This is a genomic window from Acinetobacter sp. YH12106 (assembly GCF_013418995.1).
Taxonomy (GTDB): Bacteria; Pseudomonadota; Gammaproteobacteria; order Pseudomonadales; family Moraxellaceae; genus Acinetobacter; species Acinetobacter pseudolwoffii.
Map to the genome: position 1 here is coordinate 18,396 of NZ_VPAV01000024.1, position 14,617 is coordinate 33,012.

Here is a 14,617-nt window from a genome sequence, read left to right on the forward strand (position 1 = left end):
CTTGAAAATATTCCATGTCTAAATTACGAATTGCTCTTATTGATGATGATCTGGAGCGCGCCCAATTCATCCAGGAATCGCTGCTGTTACATGATTTTCAGGTGGTGGCCTGTTTAATCCTGAATGATCTGAATATGGTGCATGTCAAAGGCATCCATGCAGATGTGATTCTGCTAAATATGGATCATCCACATCGGGATATTATTGAAAGCTGTGTCAGCCAATATGAACTTCCTACCGTACTGTTTACCCAAAACTCCAATAAAGACACCATCAAAAGTGCGATTGATGCCGGGATCACGGCTTATATTGTCGATGGTATTGATCCCAGCAAATTAGAAAGCATTCTGGAAATATCAATTGAACAGTTCCGCAAGCATAAAAAGCTGCTGAACGATTTAAAAGAAACCCAAGACAAGCTGATTGACCGTAAAGATATCGATAAAGCCAAAGCATTGCTGATCCAGCTGCATGCATTATCTGAAGAACAGGCCTTTGCCTTATTACGTAAAAATGCCATGAGTCACCGGATTACCATTGGTGAAATGGCCAGACGCCTGCTCGATGCACAGAAGCTGTTATTGGGCCAATAAGGAAAAGCATATGTCCACATTAGAAAAAACTGAACTCAATATTGGCTATATTCCTTTGCTTGATTGTGTGGCCATTCTCTGGGCCGAAAAACAGGGTTATTTTGCCGAACAGGGATTAACCATCAACTTAATCCGGGAGGCCTCCTGGTCCAGTTTAAGAGACCGTCTGGCCTATGGCTTTCTGGACGCTGCGCATTGTTTGTCCGCCATGCTACCTGCTGCTGCTCTGGGTACAGACCAGTTACAGGTGGCTTTGCAAACCCCGTTGGTACTGAGCATGAATCAGGCTTTTATCAGCCTGCGTCAAGATCTGTGTCATGAATTGGGAATTGATGCAGAAGATGATGAAAAAAGCAGTTCTCAGAAATTGGTGCGGGCCTTGCAACATCATCAGAAAGTGAATCTTGCCTATGTCTATAAGCATTCAATTCATCATTACTGTATAAAAGAATGGTTGGCCCTGACAGATTTCAATATTGCCCACACTATTCACCTGATGACGTCACCACCACCTTCGATGGTGAAAGGAATCTCGGAACAGATATTCGATGGCTTTTGCGTGGGAGAACCCTGGAATATTCAGGCCAAACTTGAAGGCTATAGCTTTATCGTCGCTGCGAGCCAGAATGTCATTCCAAAAGTTGCCGATAAAGTTTTGGCCATGACCCAAGAATGGGCAGAACAGCATCCATTTACTGTAGAGGCAGTGGTCAAGGCAGTACAAAAAGCGCAGAATGATTTAAAGCAGCGCAGTGATTTATCAGAAGTATGGGACATGCTGGTGGACTATCAGATTATTCAGTTTGAATGTTCCGCCCAGCGGCATGTTTATGACTTTCACAAGATCAAGAATATTATCCGGAATTTTGTTGGGGAAAGTGCCGAACCGAAAGTCGATGATTTTATCTGGCTCCTACAGCAGATGCAGAAATGGGAAAATCTTGATCTATCAGAAGATGATCAGCTACAGATTGCGCAGCAGTGCATCTATAGCTTGCAAAACCAGCATGCAGACATTATTGGCTAAATGATGTTACTGAAAAAAAGGCCTGATTTTTCGGGTCTTTTTTATTGAGTCTATTTTCCAGAAAATGATTAAAAATCTCTGTATTCTGATCTAACTTCTTAAATATGATTAAGAGTTATCTGCTAATTTTTTCTATAAAAATAAGCCCTTTTTAAAGTCATTTCAGGATTTGGGATGAAATGGCATCCATTTTGCTTAGTCAGTATTACGTTTTATAAAATTTGTAATATTGAGGGGCAACACTATGAGTTACGTTGCACGTGAACTCAGTCAAAGAAATAAATTACTGTTTGGCTTGGGGTCTTTTTTAATACCAATTCTGATTTGGTGTGCAGTCAGCTATTTGCCATTTATTTGGCATCCACAAGTCCAGATTACTGATTCAGGTAGTGTTGCCTACTTACAGGTCGAAAGTCGTATTGATAAAGACCAGTTTTTTTCTGCTGCTCAGTCTGCGGTAGATCAGGGTCTGGCTCCGCCGCAGGGTATTCTGGTCAACCCGATTTATCTGCCTGCACCACATGAAGTTGCGATTGCACTGGTCACGGCCTTTACCACGGAGCCTGCTCAGGCCAATGCACCCTGGTTTCATGAAAGTCTGTGGCACAGTATCAAGCTGGTCTTTACTGCGTTCTTTATTTCTTCCTTGGTCGGTATTCCACTCGGTATTTTATGCGGGTTTTCAAATAAAATTTCCCAGCTGATCGAACCCTTTGTCGAATTCTTCCGCTATTTGCCTGCTCCGGCCTTTGGTGCACTGGCAGTGGCAATTCTCGGAATTAATGATGCACCAAAAATTGCCATTATTGTGATTGGAACCTTGTTCCAGCAAATCCTGATTATTGCCAATACCACACGTCTGGTGGATCGCAGCCTGATCGAAGCAGGTTTTACTTTAGGTACCAATAAACTCAAAAGCTTAATTCATGTGGTAATTCCTGCTGCCTTACCTGAAATTTATCGTAATTTACGTGTGCTACTTGGTTGGGCATGGACTTATTTGATTGTTGCTGAATTGATCGGAAGTACATCAGGGATAACATGGTTTATTACACAACAAGCTCGCTACCAAAACTTTGACAATGTCTTTGCTGCAATCTTGATTATTGGTGTCATTGGTTTGGTATGTGATTTGATCTTAATGAAAATTGGTCAACGCCTATTTAAATGGAAAGCAGGAGCAATCTAATGGATAACAATCAAGTCAGTACACGTGAATATTTTGATGCCATTTATCAGCGTCCGGTGATTTTAGAAGCCAAACAACTGCCCCAGTCTTTTCAACATGGTAAAAGCACACGCACTATTTTAAATGCGATTGATTTAAAGATTCATAAACGTGAGTTTATCTGTGTGATTGGGCCATCTGGCTGTGGTAAATCGACATTTAGCCGTATTGTGGCTGGTTTAGACCCATATACCAGTGGTGAAATTTTGGTGGATGGCGAAGCAATTAAAGGCCCGAGTCCAGAACGTGGCATGGTGTTTCAAGGCTATACCCTTTTCCCTTGGAAAACTGTGAAAGAAAATGTGATGTTTGGCCCCTTAATGAAAGGTCAAAGTAACCCCACAGCAGAAGCTCAAGCACGTGAATGGATTAACATTATTGGTTTAGAAAAATATGAAAACCAATATCCACACCAACTCTCTGGTGGGATGAAACAACGTGTTGCGATTGCCAGAGCCTTAGTGAATCAGCCCAAAATATTACTTATGGATGAACCTTTTGGTGCGCTTGATCCACATACGCGCCAAAAAATGCAACGTCACTTGATGGATTTATGGCAAAACATTGATATCACCATCATTTTTGTCACCCACGATATGGATGAAGCGATTTTATTGGCTGACCGCATTGTGGCACTGAAAGCCAATCCAGGTGAAATCAAAGAAATTATTGAAGTAGATTTGCCTCGTCCACGTGATCCTGAAGTCATGCTCACGCCTGAATTTAAGAAACTCCGTCAGAAAGTTGATCGTTTAGTTCATGCCGAAGAAGATGAGCTTGATCCTGCATTGGCTGACTTACCTGTCATTCCGCGAATGACCAAAGTGAGCAGCAGTAAATAGAATGGTATATCAATGGCTTATTTATATTTACTGATTGCAATTGTGGCAGAGGTCATCGCGACCTCTGCACTCAATGCATCCAAAGGTTTTACGGTGTGGCAACCCACCGTGATTACGTGTATTGGTTATCTGATCGCGATTTATTTCCTCTCACTCACCATGAAAAGCATTCCCATGGGGATGACTTACGCCATGTGGTCAGGTGCAGGGATTGTATTTATCTCCACGGTGGGCTGGATTTTCTTTAAACAGCATTTGGATGTCGCAGCCATGATTGGACTAAGCTTTATCATTGCAGGTATTGCCATTATTCATGTATTTTCTCAGAGCACGCATCTTTAGACAGATAAATGGCTGTAAATGCATTTATTACCCCTAAGATCTCGGCATCTTTGTCTAAGGCTTTTTCTATGATGATGCGTTCATCACCTGCTGATGAATAAGCAAAAGTTTTAAAACGATCAGTTGTACTGTCATAGCGAATGTAAAGGTGTAACTGATCATTTTTAATTTCAACACTATTAGGAAACTCTACAAATAGGCTGTCTTTATAATCAATCGCATACTGTTCTTTAAATACGGAACGTAGTTTGATTCCTAAACAATAACTCCTTAATTCAACAAACCGTGTACGCTTTTCTTGATGAATTAAATGAATGTCTGTTGCTGTTTTATCCAATAATTTGTTTTTGGTGTACGTGATTGTTTGCGGATAATCAATGCAAAGTCGTCGCCAATCGTGAATTATTTGTTTTTTAGTGTCTATCTTTTCAATGATATCCTGTCGTGAAAACTCCACAGGTAAATCATTTAAAAGTTGCTGAAGGAATGGCAAGGTTGAAACTTGACCGTCAATATATATGGTTTCTTGATTAAAAACCAAACGCCAATTTTCATTGTGTGATCGAGCGTCGCCATTTAAATTCATCTGGCAAAACGTATATTTACTGCTTCGTTTTGGCAAATAATCTCCATAGCACAATAACAGGCGCTGTAAAAGATAATGATCGTTAGCATCTTCTTTTGCCAAACTACATTCAAATAAATTGATTAATTTATTTGCATATTGAATAAATTTCTGTTCATGTGCAGTAGTGTCTGGATCCAGACTCCAATCGAGTAAAAACTGGATTTGACCATGAAATACCTTTTGATCTGCAATACGTTCTAACTGCTGTTGATTCCAACCTTTAATAATCAATTCAGCCTTATACTTTTCTTCTCGTATTTGCTGAGCAAAGTCTTGACTCATTTTGATATTAAAATCATTAAATACGGCGACACTCTGAATAACATTGTTTAAATCAATTGCCTGCGCCCACTGAGATAAAGCTGCAATACTTTCAACATAATCATTCAAATTATTGTGCACATGATTCATCACAATTCTGCGTGAAATATTAAAATAATCTAAAAATTGTTGGTGATGCTTCGCTAAATCTTCTTGGATTGATTTGATATCCAGATAAGCTTTCTGTTGACAGTAAATAAAGACATTAAAGAGCAAAATATATGCTTGATAAGACTGCTGTAAGACGATTTTTTTATCTTCAAACAGATACGGCTGAATATGATTAAAGATCTGAACATAATCATGTTTTAAAACATAAATAAAATTCATAAAGCCATAGAACTGCTGACAATGTTTCAAATAAAACAGTTCATCATAGCGTTTTACATCTATATATGCCTTTTGTTGCAGATCATGGTTGATGATTTTTCTTAAATCATCAATCAATAAAGCGTGCGGGTTTGTATCCCAATTTTTTTTATCTGCCTGTTGACTCAGCATCAATGCCAGCAAACCGCTGCATGTGACTTTAAAAGATTCATATAAAATATCGTCAATATTTTCTTGATGCTTAGGTTTAAGTGACCAAAATAGATCTGTCCACTGTTGATCTAAACAATGGAAAAAATTTGCAGCAAATTCGCTCGGTATTTTTTGGTTTAACCAAGCTTTAAAGTTCTCAAATTCAGATAAATGCACACCTCGAGCATTCATTTTGATATAAAGTTCATCGCTTAGATTAAAGTCTTTCATCTCTAAAAAATGAAAACTGATGCATAACTCTTGAGTTAATCGCTGCCATAATTGCTCAGCTTGAACATGATTTTTGCTGATTTGCGCTTCAATTTCATCCAGCATGTTTAGCATTCCTTGAATGCTCGGATCATAATCCCAAACTGAAAAATACCATCCCTCATTTTTAATACGCATAGAGATCGTTTTTTGCTGTTTTTGATCGGGTAAACAAATATGGTGATGCTCAATCAGACTTTCTAAAAAATCCCCTGTGCTTTGTCGTGTTTCATAATTAAATTTTTTGAAATAAGCGCGTTGCTCATGATCGACTGACATTTGGAGGCTATACAAATAAAAATGTAATAAAAATAAAGTAGTAAGACGTTGCTGACCATCAAGGATGACCAAATGCCCCTCTTGCTGTGCCCCATAAATAAAATCAAGTTCGAGTTGTGATTGCATGTTTAAATGCTGCAAAATATTTTCAATAAAACTACGTCGAATGATATTTACTTTAGGATGCAGACGACCTTGCGCATAATCCCGTTGAATGACAGGAATTCGAATTGAATATTCAGCAATGAGCGACCAAAAATTGTATTTCATGCTTGTTCACCACTCGCTGCTGTTGTAAATAAATGTTCTTGATAATATTCCCAGCACTGAATTAAGGCTACACGATACGCATTACGATCTTTTTGATTCCAAATGGTAAAATCCTCTACGTCAGGATTAAAATATTTTGCAAATGCCCACTGTGTTGCGATTGGAATAAAACGACGCTCTATTTTTTGTAAATCCATCACCGCTTTACGTTTTTTATAAAAACCTTTATTGCTTAAAACTGAATTATCGCGTTTTTCCAATAAACATAAATTGTCTAATTTATGCGTTCTTTGCTCTATGACGTTTTGTAGATACTGCTGTTGTAACTCAACATAGCTTTTTAAAGTTTCAGCTGTCTGAACTGCATTCCAAACTTCAAGTGCTTGTGAAATTTGCGCTTTTTGTTCACTCGAAATATCTTGAGCCGTGGTCTGAGCTAAAAGATCCTGTTGTTCTTTATACCAATGCTCTAGATTAATGTCCTTCATGTCACTGTTTTGCGCATGGATATGCTCTAAGCTCCAAATGGTATGTTCTGCATAATAGGACTTAAATGGAAAACGTGTGTTTTGTTGGCGATGTAAATCAAGATTGAGTAGTAAAATCAATGAAATAATCGAGGGGTTATGATCAAGATAATGTAAATCTTCAAATATCAGAGGCTGTTTTGGATCGGTTGATTGGGTTTGTCCAAAGCATTTTCGAATATGCTGCGCGATGATCTGTTTTAATTTAATTTGAAATTCTTCGCGCCCACGTTGACTATCTGCAAGTGTCCAAAGTTCACTAATACTTTTAATTCTTTGACCGATAATGAAGCCAATCAGATGATAGCTTTCATCGTCTGAAAACCATTCATTTAAACGATAAAATCCTTGTTGAAGCTTTTTCCATAGCGCGGTCACGGTCTGATCAGGATTGCTTAACTCTTTTACAAAGTATTGAAAGGTATAATATTCTTGTTTTCTTTGAAGTATCTGCTGATATGACAAGGATTTAGATGCAACAAATTTTCCACTGATTAAATCAAACAAGAGTTCAATTCGGGTATAGATGTTGGTTTGCTGATGTGGTGCAACAAAAGCCCAAAAGTCAGGATTTTGTAGGGTGTGCTCAATCATGTCCCATTGGTTTGCCAACTCAGATTGTCTAATCTTAAACGTTTCTGCGCTAGTGCCTTCTTTTGGCGCTTTAAGTGCATTGAGGAACAAAGCTTTTAATAATTCTGCATTTGTTAGTGCAATTTTACCTTGATTGATCCGTTGAAAAATCGCAATAGATTGTTTTTTATCATCAAGTTCATTGTTTTGACTTTCAGCTTGATACCAAATCACTTTGGTTGCATCTAATAAAGTATTGATCCACTCCTCTCGAATCCCCAGTGCGATTTGCGCTTTGGCTTTAAACCATGCTTGAACTGTTTTATAGGCATTAAAGAAATAATAATTGTCGATATTATTCAGCTCTGGATCATGCTCAACGTATTCATCAAAGGTCGCTTCACTGCGATTTGCCAACTGAAAAATATGCTTATTTAGAAATTGAGTACTTTGCTTACGAGTTTCGTAGCGTAATTCAAAAAATGAACCTTTGGTGAGATAACTCAAGATGATGTAAATGGTAGTTAGACGTTGCTGACCGTCGATCAGTTCAAAATAATCCTGACCATCAATCTGCCTTTTCTTGATCACAATCGGCTGTAAGCAATAATAATCATCTGATTTTTCCTTATCTGTGCCAAATTCATAAATATCGTCTAATAAGGCTTCAACTTGAATACTGCTCCATTTGTATCCACGTTGATAAGCATCGACAAAAAAATGTAGATTGTTTAATTCTTGAATTTTTCTCAGACGTAGTGGCAATTCTTCTTGTTGCTGTATGTACTCTAATTCATGAAATAAAGACTTTAATTTCTGCTCTGCGGTGTCACGTAATGCTGGATTCAGGTCGAGAAGATTTTGCATCTGATTAAACAATGCGATTGAATCCTTCATCAAACTTACCATTTTTGCTGTTATGTTGAGTAAATTATAAATGATGAAAATAAACTGTTGAAAATTATTATAAAAAAATAGCGCCTTGAGACGCTATTCTTTAGTATGAGATACCATGTGTATCCGTTATGGTAATTCATTCACCAAATCTGGATAAATCACCCCATCCACATCCACCTTGGTAGTGTAAACACCATTTTTAAAGTTAAACTCATTGACGTGATAACTAGAGCCATAAATCGAGTCAAAGTTTTGTGATTTCTCAAAAACTTTCTTGTTGGCTGCCAAATCTAATAAATGGGTGCCATCAATGAACTGGGCATATTGAGCTGCATCAAGACCTACACGTTTTGCCATAATGGCTAAAGCATCTGAACGCGTGGCAGGATCATTGATGTATTTCACCGTTTTATCCCAGACTTGAATGATTTTTTTCCATTCTTCTTTGTGCGCAGACAAATGCGTCATATTCACAGTTAATGTGTCATAAATTAGGCCTGGTTTATCTTTCGAAGAATAGATAATTTTTGAGCCTGCAACAGATTTGAGCGCTTGATTTGCCACAGGTTGCCAAACAGCAATAGCAACAACGTCAGGGCTTGAGAACACTTGAGGTAGCTCATTGGTGACAGCATTAATCAGTGTTACATCAGTTTGTGCAATTTGAGCATCATCGAGTGCTGTATTTAATAAGTGATGATCGACCAGACCTTTCTCAACCGCAATTTGTTTGCCCTTCAGATCACTGATCGAGTTAATGCCATTTTTTGCAATAATGACATCATTCCCTGCTGAATAATCCGTTGCCATGACCATAATACCTTTGGTACCACCTGATGCGATGACCAAGTTATCGCCATTGGATACCGATACAGCATCCAATTGATTCGCTGAAAAAGCATTAATCGAAGCTGAATAATCGAACCATTTAAATTCTACGTTTACGCCTGCCTCTTTAAACCAGCCTTTTTCAATCGCTACTTGCCAAGCCACCCAACCTGGCCAGTCGCTATAACCGATCGTAATTGGTTTGGTATTTACACTACCTTCAGCCTTAGCATTCGGTTCAGGAACTTTGGCAGTATTGTCACAACCTGCCAATAAAATTACAGACAGTACAGAGACTGACATCAGTGCTTTTTTGATCATTTTGTGACTTCCCCTATGCATTCACATTTAAATTTAGTATTTGAAAGTTGTTTTGATTTCATAAATTCGCGCCAGCCACCAAAATGAGTAATATCGGTAGCATCTCCAAGCGCATAACCTTCACAAATAAAGCCTTTGACCCATGTACCATCAATCAACTGGGCATTGCCAATACCTAACGGTGCCGGCACTTCTGCAACAATGTCCCCAAACAGTGCACGCGGAATGTCCCAGACTTCGACTTCAATTGAAGAACCTTTCTCATGGTATTGCAGGCCAGGTTTTGGCGGAGTGGTATTTTTTAAAGCATAAAGTTTGTAATGCGAAGTGGTTCGGGTCTGCTTGATCAGCGTGCCACCACACTTGGTCAGCTGAAAGTTCAGTGGCATACCAGTTAGATGCGCCCCCACCACAGCCAGTTTGACGCTATGACTTGATGAAATTTCCGTGGTTTTTTCATAGCTACGTGCAGAGGTTCCCAGATTTAACTGACTCGCCTGCTGCCATTTTTGCCCAAATTTGGCCAGTGCTTCATCCATCCAGGCGGGTGCAATAAAGGTCACACCGGTTGGCAAACCATCGGCACGGATGCTATTTGGCAATGCCAAAGCTGACAGATCAGCAAAATTGACAAAATTGGTATAAGCGCCCATGTGGCTGTTTTTAACCAGAGGATCCGCTTCTACCTCTGCAATGCGATAAATGGTCGGTGCGGTAGGCACCATCAAGGCATCATAATCCGCCAAGGTATTTTGAATGATGCGGCTGAGTCGGGCGCGCTCATATTCATCCTGCATGACATCGACCGCACTGAACTGGTCTGCCTGTGCAATAATTTGACCAATCACGGCATGGGTCTGCTCGCGTTTTACCATTTTTTCAACGGCACTGGTCCGTTCAGCAACCCAAGAGCGATTATACAGGGCTGATGCCAGTTGCTGAAATGGCATAAAATCAATCGGCTCTACCGCATAACCCAAGCTTTGTACGCGCTCGATTGCCAGTTGAAATGCCTTTTCAGTTTCGGCATCGCCATAAAATTCCAGCGTATCGGGAATGGCGATTTTGCCTTTGGAAAATTGGCTCGGAACATTCTGAGGATGTGCTCGGGAATAATCATCGCTGGCATCATAACCTTGCATGACTTGCGCCACTTGCCAGGCATCATCCACAGTCAAAGCAAATACCGAAATCACATCGATACTACGGCAAGCTGGAATCAGACCTGTGGTCGAGAACCAGCCTTTGGTCGGCTTAAGTCCAACAATATTGTTATGTCCTGCCGGAACACGACCCGAACCAGCAGTATCTGTACCCAGTGAAAATGGTACCAAACCATTCGCCACCACCACACTGGAACCCGAACTCGAACCACCACTGATATATTCAGGATTAAAACTATTCTTCACTGCACCGTACGGGGAGCGCACACCGACCAGACCCGTCGCAAACTGGTCCAGATTGGTTTTTCCCACGACAATCGCGCCGGCAGCTTTTAATTTGGCTACTGCTGTTGCATCGGAAGTCGCCAGATAAGCTGCCTCTTTACATGCTGCTGTGGTATAGAACCCTGCAACATCAATATTGTCCTTGACTGCAAATGGCACCCCATAAAGTGGCAAGCTTTCAATATCTGCACCAGTCAATGCATCAATTTGTGCCTGTAATTGTGCTGCTGTCGCAATTGATATCCAGGCATGATCGTCATTATTCAACTCGGCTACATACTCAATCAGGTCACTAAGCTGGATATTGTTATTCTGGTAGGCGTGTTGCCAGTCCTGTACAGTCCATAAGTTGTGCACAGCTGTTCTCCTTAAGTGTGTTCGGTATTTTGTGGAATAGGTGGCATGACGGCATCCATCAGTTCGAGATGGCCTTTAATCACGCCTTTCAGTGCAATAAATTGTTCGCTTATTTCTTTCAGATCACTGCTCGCGCCCTGCATCAGCATGACTTGCAGGATTTTTTCATCATCCAGCTGGATATGAAGTGAGTTGATCACTTGCGCCAGATACTGCTGTTGCAGATCGACCAGTTGACTGCGCAGCGGTTTCAGACTGACGTCATAGAGCAAGGTCAGTGTGCCAACCATGACTTCATCGCGAATCACCAGATCATCAATCAGGTGGCGGTTAATCATGTCGACTATGGCCTGCGAGCGGCTTTCATAGTGCTGCTCGACAATTTTTTGATCCATTGCATGTAGCGTGGTTTCTGGCACGGTAATACTGATCCGTGCCAATTTTTGTTTAGGCACGATGTTGATCCTTGGGTTGGTATTGGGAAGACTGTTTAATGTGAAAGCCTGCGCGTACGCTGAGCAGCTCAACCAGAAAGTGAAGCCATGGATGCATTTTTTTATTTGATGTCGGATTGTTCATGTGCATCTCCTGTGGATATTACAAAACCAGAATTTCGTATTACTTAGGAAAATGCAGAAAGTGTGCCAGTTTGTGCTTATTAGAAGGTGATAAATAAAATTGGGTAAAAAGGCGAAAAAAAGCCCCATAACAGTGAGATGGGGCTTGTTCTAAAGCAAAAGTAAGTTTTGTATTTCACCGGTTTATTCCATTTAGATTGCTCATGTCCTCGCTATTCTTTTTATACATGAATGGTTAACCGATGTTTGTAATGAGTGATCAAGTGTTTTGTTCTCCTCTATTTATAGTTGTATATAAATAAAAGCATAAAGCATGCCACAATATAAAAATAGAATAGATTTAAAAAGAATACTTTTAAAATCTATCACATACATATATAAGTCAGAATAAGGATGATTTAATTTTATTAAGTGCGGCTAAAAAATAGTCCATTTTGCACCATTGGGGTTCGAGTGTGCATCAAAGTGTGGCTGAGTGATTCAGACCGTTATCTATCTAAGTGTTATTCTTCTAAAACAAAGACAACCAGATTTGAATCAATCACTATTTCATAAATTATTTGAAAAATAATGAATTACTGCTAAATTAGCTCCCATATTTGGGGGCTTTTTTATGTCGGAAAAATTATATTATTGGGCTGAAAATATACATGGTTATAAATCTGATATTAACGATGATTGTCCATATTCAATAGAAATAAAGAGATTAAATTTTTTTATTGGTAAAAATAATGCTGGCAAAAGCCGATTTATGAGAAGTTTATTTTTAGATCAAAAATATAAAATTAGTGATTTTTCTTTTCCATGTTTAACCAGTTTTTTCACTGATTTAAAATCTATAGTTGAAAAAACTCACAATACCATATGGTTTGGAAGTATGAGTTCCGGTGACAATCGCTCCAAGTTACTACAACTTATACAAAATGTTATAAATTTCCCGCCATTTCCAAGAAATAAATATAAAGAAGCTTATACAGGAACTATCACTCAACTGAAAAACATCAGAATCGAATATAACTCGGAATTTAGCACAATAGTTGAACAAATAATTCAGTATGTAAGTGAATTTGACAACCATTTAACTGACCAAAATCAAGAATTCTATATACCTATCCTACGAGGAATGCGCCCTGTAACTGATCAAAATAACCGTCAACCGTATATCGAGCGTGCGCAAAAAGATTATTTTACGGATACAAGTAAATTTAATACTGAAAATATTATTACTGGTGAGTGTTTATATCATGAGCTTAAAATCCATCTTCTAGGTGAACCTGAACAACGTGAAATAATTAAAAATTATGAAGAAAAACTAAGCCAATATTTCTTTGATAATGAAGCTGTTTCATTGATTCCGAAGCATGATCAAGATGTAGTGAACATCAAAATCGGTTCAGATAGACAAAGACCTATTTATGAATTGGGTGATGGTTTGCAACAAGCGATTATCCTAACCTATGAAGCCTATATAAAAAACAAAGATAAAGAAGGAAATACAGAAACACATGCTTTCTTTATAGAAGAGCCTGAGCTTCACATGCATGCAGGTATGGTTCGTCAGCTAATGAACTTTTATCTAAATGAAACTAATCACTATTACTTCTTTACAACGCATTCGAATCATTTATTGGACATGGCAGATGAATCCGATCAAGTCATGATCCAAAAGTTTGTTAAACACCCAAAAGAAGGTTCTTCTAACGAATTTGAGTTTAAAATTTATCGTTGTGACCGTGATCGTGACCTACTTGCCTCACTAGGTGTACGTCCTTCTTCTGTTTATTTGGCGAACTGTACGATTTGGGTTGAAGGTATTACAGATCGGCTTTATATCACCAAATATATGCAGAAATATTTAGATGTATTAAAACAAGAAGAAGCTTTAGTGGTTGAAGGAAAACCTAATAATTTAGAATTATATAAATTTAAGTCATCAGATATTCAAAGATTAATGCCGAATTACCATTACACATTTGTGGAATATGCTGGTAGCAACTTAACGCATTGGGATTTTAGTGACGAATTTACTGATCATTTAGATGATTGCGGTATGAATGCTCTCTTAACTTCTAGTAGTGTGTTTCTTATAGCTGATGGTGATATTAAAACTAAAAATAAAGGCATGAGAGCTACAAGTTTAAAAGAAAAACTAGGAGAAAAGTTTTTCCTTTTAGAGTGTAAAGAAACTGAAAATACCCTGCCATCAAACATTATTTATCATGCTTGCCGTATTAAATTTTTAGGCTTAAATGATGCTTTTCAGAATGATGAGATAAAAAGAAATGCTCTTTCCAATCATCTATCCATGGATGGTATGCAAGCAGATACCAAAGAAGGTTTTGATATTGTCACTCTAATAGAAGAACATGATTATTTTCATACAAAAAATGGTATTGGTAAAATTCTTGATGACCAAATTAGAGTTGGTAATCCTAGAACTACTGATGACAAGCCTAAAAAATGTTTTTCTGACCAATCAGGCACTATTAAAGAAAAACTTAAATTTTGTCGCTTAGTTCTAACGGTCATGGATCATGTTGAATGGGAATTAACCGAATCTGCCAAAGAACTATGTGAAAAAATTTTCGAACACATTATTTCAGAAAATCCCTTGCCAAATAAAAAGACCGCCTAAGCGGCACTGCTGTCCCATAGTTTGCTTTAAATAAAAAAACCTGAGTCCTAACAGTTAAAATATGAGTGCAAACAAACACTTTAACGACCAGGATTCAGGTTTTGTCACATCAGAATACCGTATTTCATGAG

At 38.6% G+C, this 14,617-nt stretch carries 12 protein-coding genes; 6 read left to right on the forward strand and 6 right to left on the reverse strand.

What is annotated here, in order from left to right:
• Positions 1 to 14 precede the first annotated feature (14 nt).
• The 5 genes from FTU45_RS13110 (at position 15) to FTU45_RS13130 (ending at position 4,032) form a co-directional block, all read left to right on the forward strand.
• Positions 15 to 593 (forward strand): ANTAR domain-containing response regulator, encoded by a 579-nt coding sequence (locus FTU45_RS13110; protein ID WP_100328604.1) that lies wholly within the window; start codon positions 15 to 17, stop codon positions 591 to 593.
• Positions 594 to 603: 10 nt separating this feature from the next.
• Positions 604 to 1,620 carry a CmpA/NrtA family ABC transporter substrate-binding protein gene (locus FTU45_RS13115; RefSeq protein WP_180076542.1) on the forward strand — a complete coding sequence of 339 codons (1,017 nt, stop codon included), beginning with the start codon at positions 604 to 606 and terminating at the stop codon, positions 1,618 to 1,620.
• 244 nt (positions 1,621 to 1,864) lie between these two features.
• A complete protein-coding gene (locus FTU45_RS13120) occupies positions 1,865 to 2,809 on the forward strand; it encodes an ABC transporter permease (protein WP_180076543.1) in 945 nt (314 codons plus the stop codon).
• Positions 2,809 to 3,690, forward strand: a complete 882-nt coding sequence (locus FTU45_RS13125; RefSeq protein WP_180076544.1) for an ABC transporter ATP-binding protein — start codon at positions 2,809 to 2,811, stop codon at positions 3,688 to 3,690. The genes FTU45_RS13120 and FTU45_RS13125 overlap by 1 nt, the downstream gene beginning before the upstream one ends.
• A 12-nt stretch (positions 3,691 to 3,702) precedes the next feature.
• Complete coding sequence (locus FTU45_RS13130; RefSeq protein ID WP_168461262.1) at positions 3,703 to 4,032, forward strand: multidrug efflux SMR transporter; 330 nt, start codon at positions 3,703 to 3,705, stop codon at positions 4,030 to 4,032.
• On the opposite strand, the gene FTU45_RS13135 is transcribed toward FTU45_RS13130, so the two are convergent.
• The 6 genes from FTU45_RS13135 to FTU45_RS15515 all read right to left on the reverse strand — a co-directional run bounded on the left by FTU45_RS13135 (position 3,998) and on the right by FTU45_RS15515 (position 11,852).
• Positions 3,998 to 6,322, reverse strand: coding sequence for a DUF262 domain-containing protein (locus tag FTU45_RS13135; protein ID WP_180076545.1), 2,325 nt, complete (start codon positions 6,320 to 6,322; stop codon positions 3,998 to 4,000). The genes FTU45_RS13130 and FTU45_RS13135 overlap by 35 nt on opposite strands.
• On the reverse strand, positions 6,319 to 8,319 hold the full coding sequence (locus tag FTU45_RS13140; protein ID WP_180076546.1) for a DUF262 domain-containing protein: 2,001 nt from the start codon (positions 8,317 to 8,319) through the stop codon (positions 6,319 to 6,321). The genes FTU45_RS13135 and FTU45_RS13140 overlap by 4 nt, the downstream gene beginning before the upstream one ends.
• A 126-nt stretch (positions 8,320 to 8,445) precedes the next feature.
• On the reverse strand, positions 8,446 to 9,468 hold the full coding sequence (locus FTU45_RS13145) for an ABC transporter substrate-binding protein (RefSeq protein WP_168461259.1): 1,023 nt from the start codon (positions 9,466 to 9,468) through the stop codon (positions 8,446 to 8,448).
• Positions 9,465 to 11,273, reverse strand: coding sequence for an allophanate hydrolase (gene atzF, locus FTU45_RS13150; protein ID WP_180076547.1), 1,809 nt, complete (start codon positions 11,271 to 11,273; stop codon positions 9,465 to 9,467). Before atzF ends, FTU45_RS13145 begins: the two co-directional genes overlap by 4 nt.
• 11 nt (positions 11,274 to 11,284) lie before the next feature.
• Positions 11,285 to 11,728, reverse strand: a complete 444-nt coding sequence (locus tag FTU45_RS13155; protein ID WP_004280384.1) for a CopG family ribbon-helix-helix protein — start codon at positions 11,726 to 11,728, stop codon at positions 11,285 to 11,287.
• The gene (locus tag FTU45_RS15515; RefSeq protein ID WP_004647016.1) at positions 11,721 to 11,852 is read right to left on the reverse strand and encodes a hypothetical protein; all 132 of its coding nucleotides are present in this window, start codon (positions 11,850 to 11,852) and stop codon (positions 11,721 to 11,723) included. Before FTU45_RS15515 ends, FTU45_RS13155 begins: the two co-directional genes overlap by 8 nt.
• Before the next feature lie 612 nt (positions 11,853 to 12,464).
• Between FTU45_RS15515 and FTU45_RS13160 the strand changes: the two genes are divergently transcribed.
• Positions 12,465 to 14,486 (forward strand): ATP-dependent endonuclease, encoded by a 2,022-nt coding sequence (locus FTU45_RS13160; RefSeq protein WP_180076548.1) that lies wholly within the window; start codon positions 12,465 to 12,467, stop codon positions 14,484 to 14,486.
• Positions 14,487 to 14,617 lie beyond the last annotated feature (131 nt).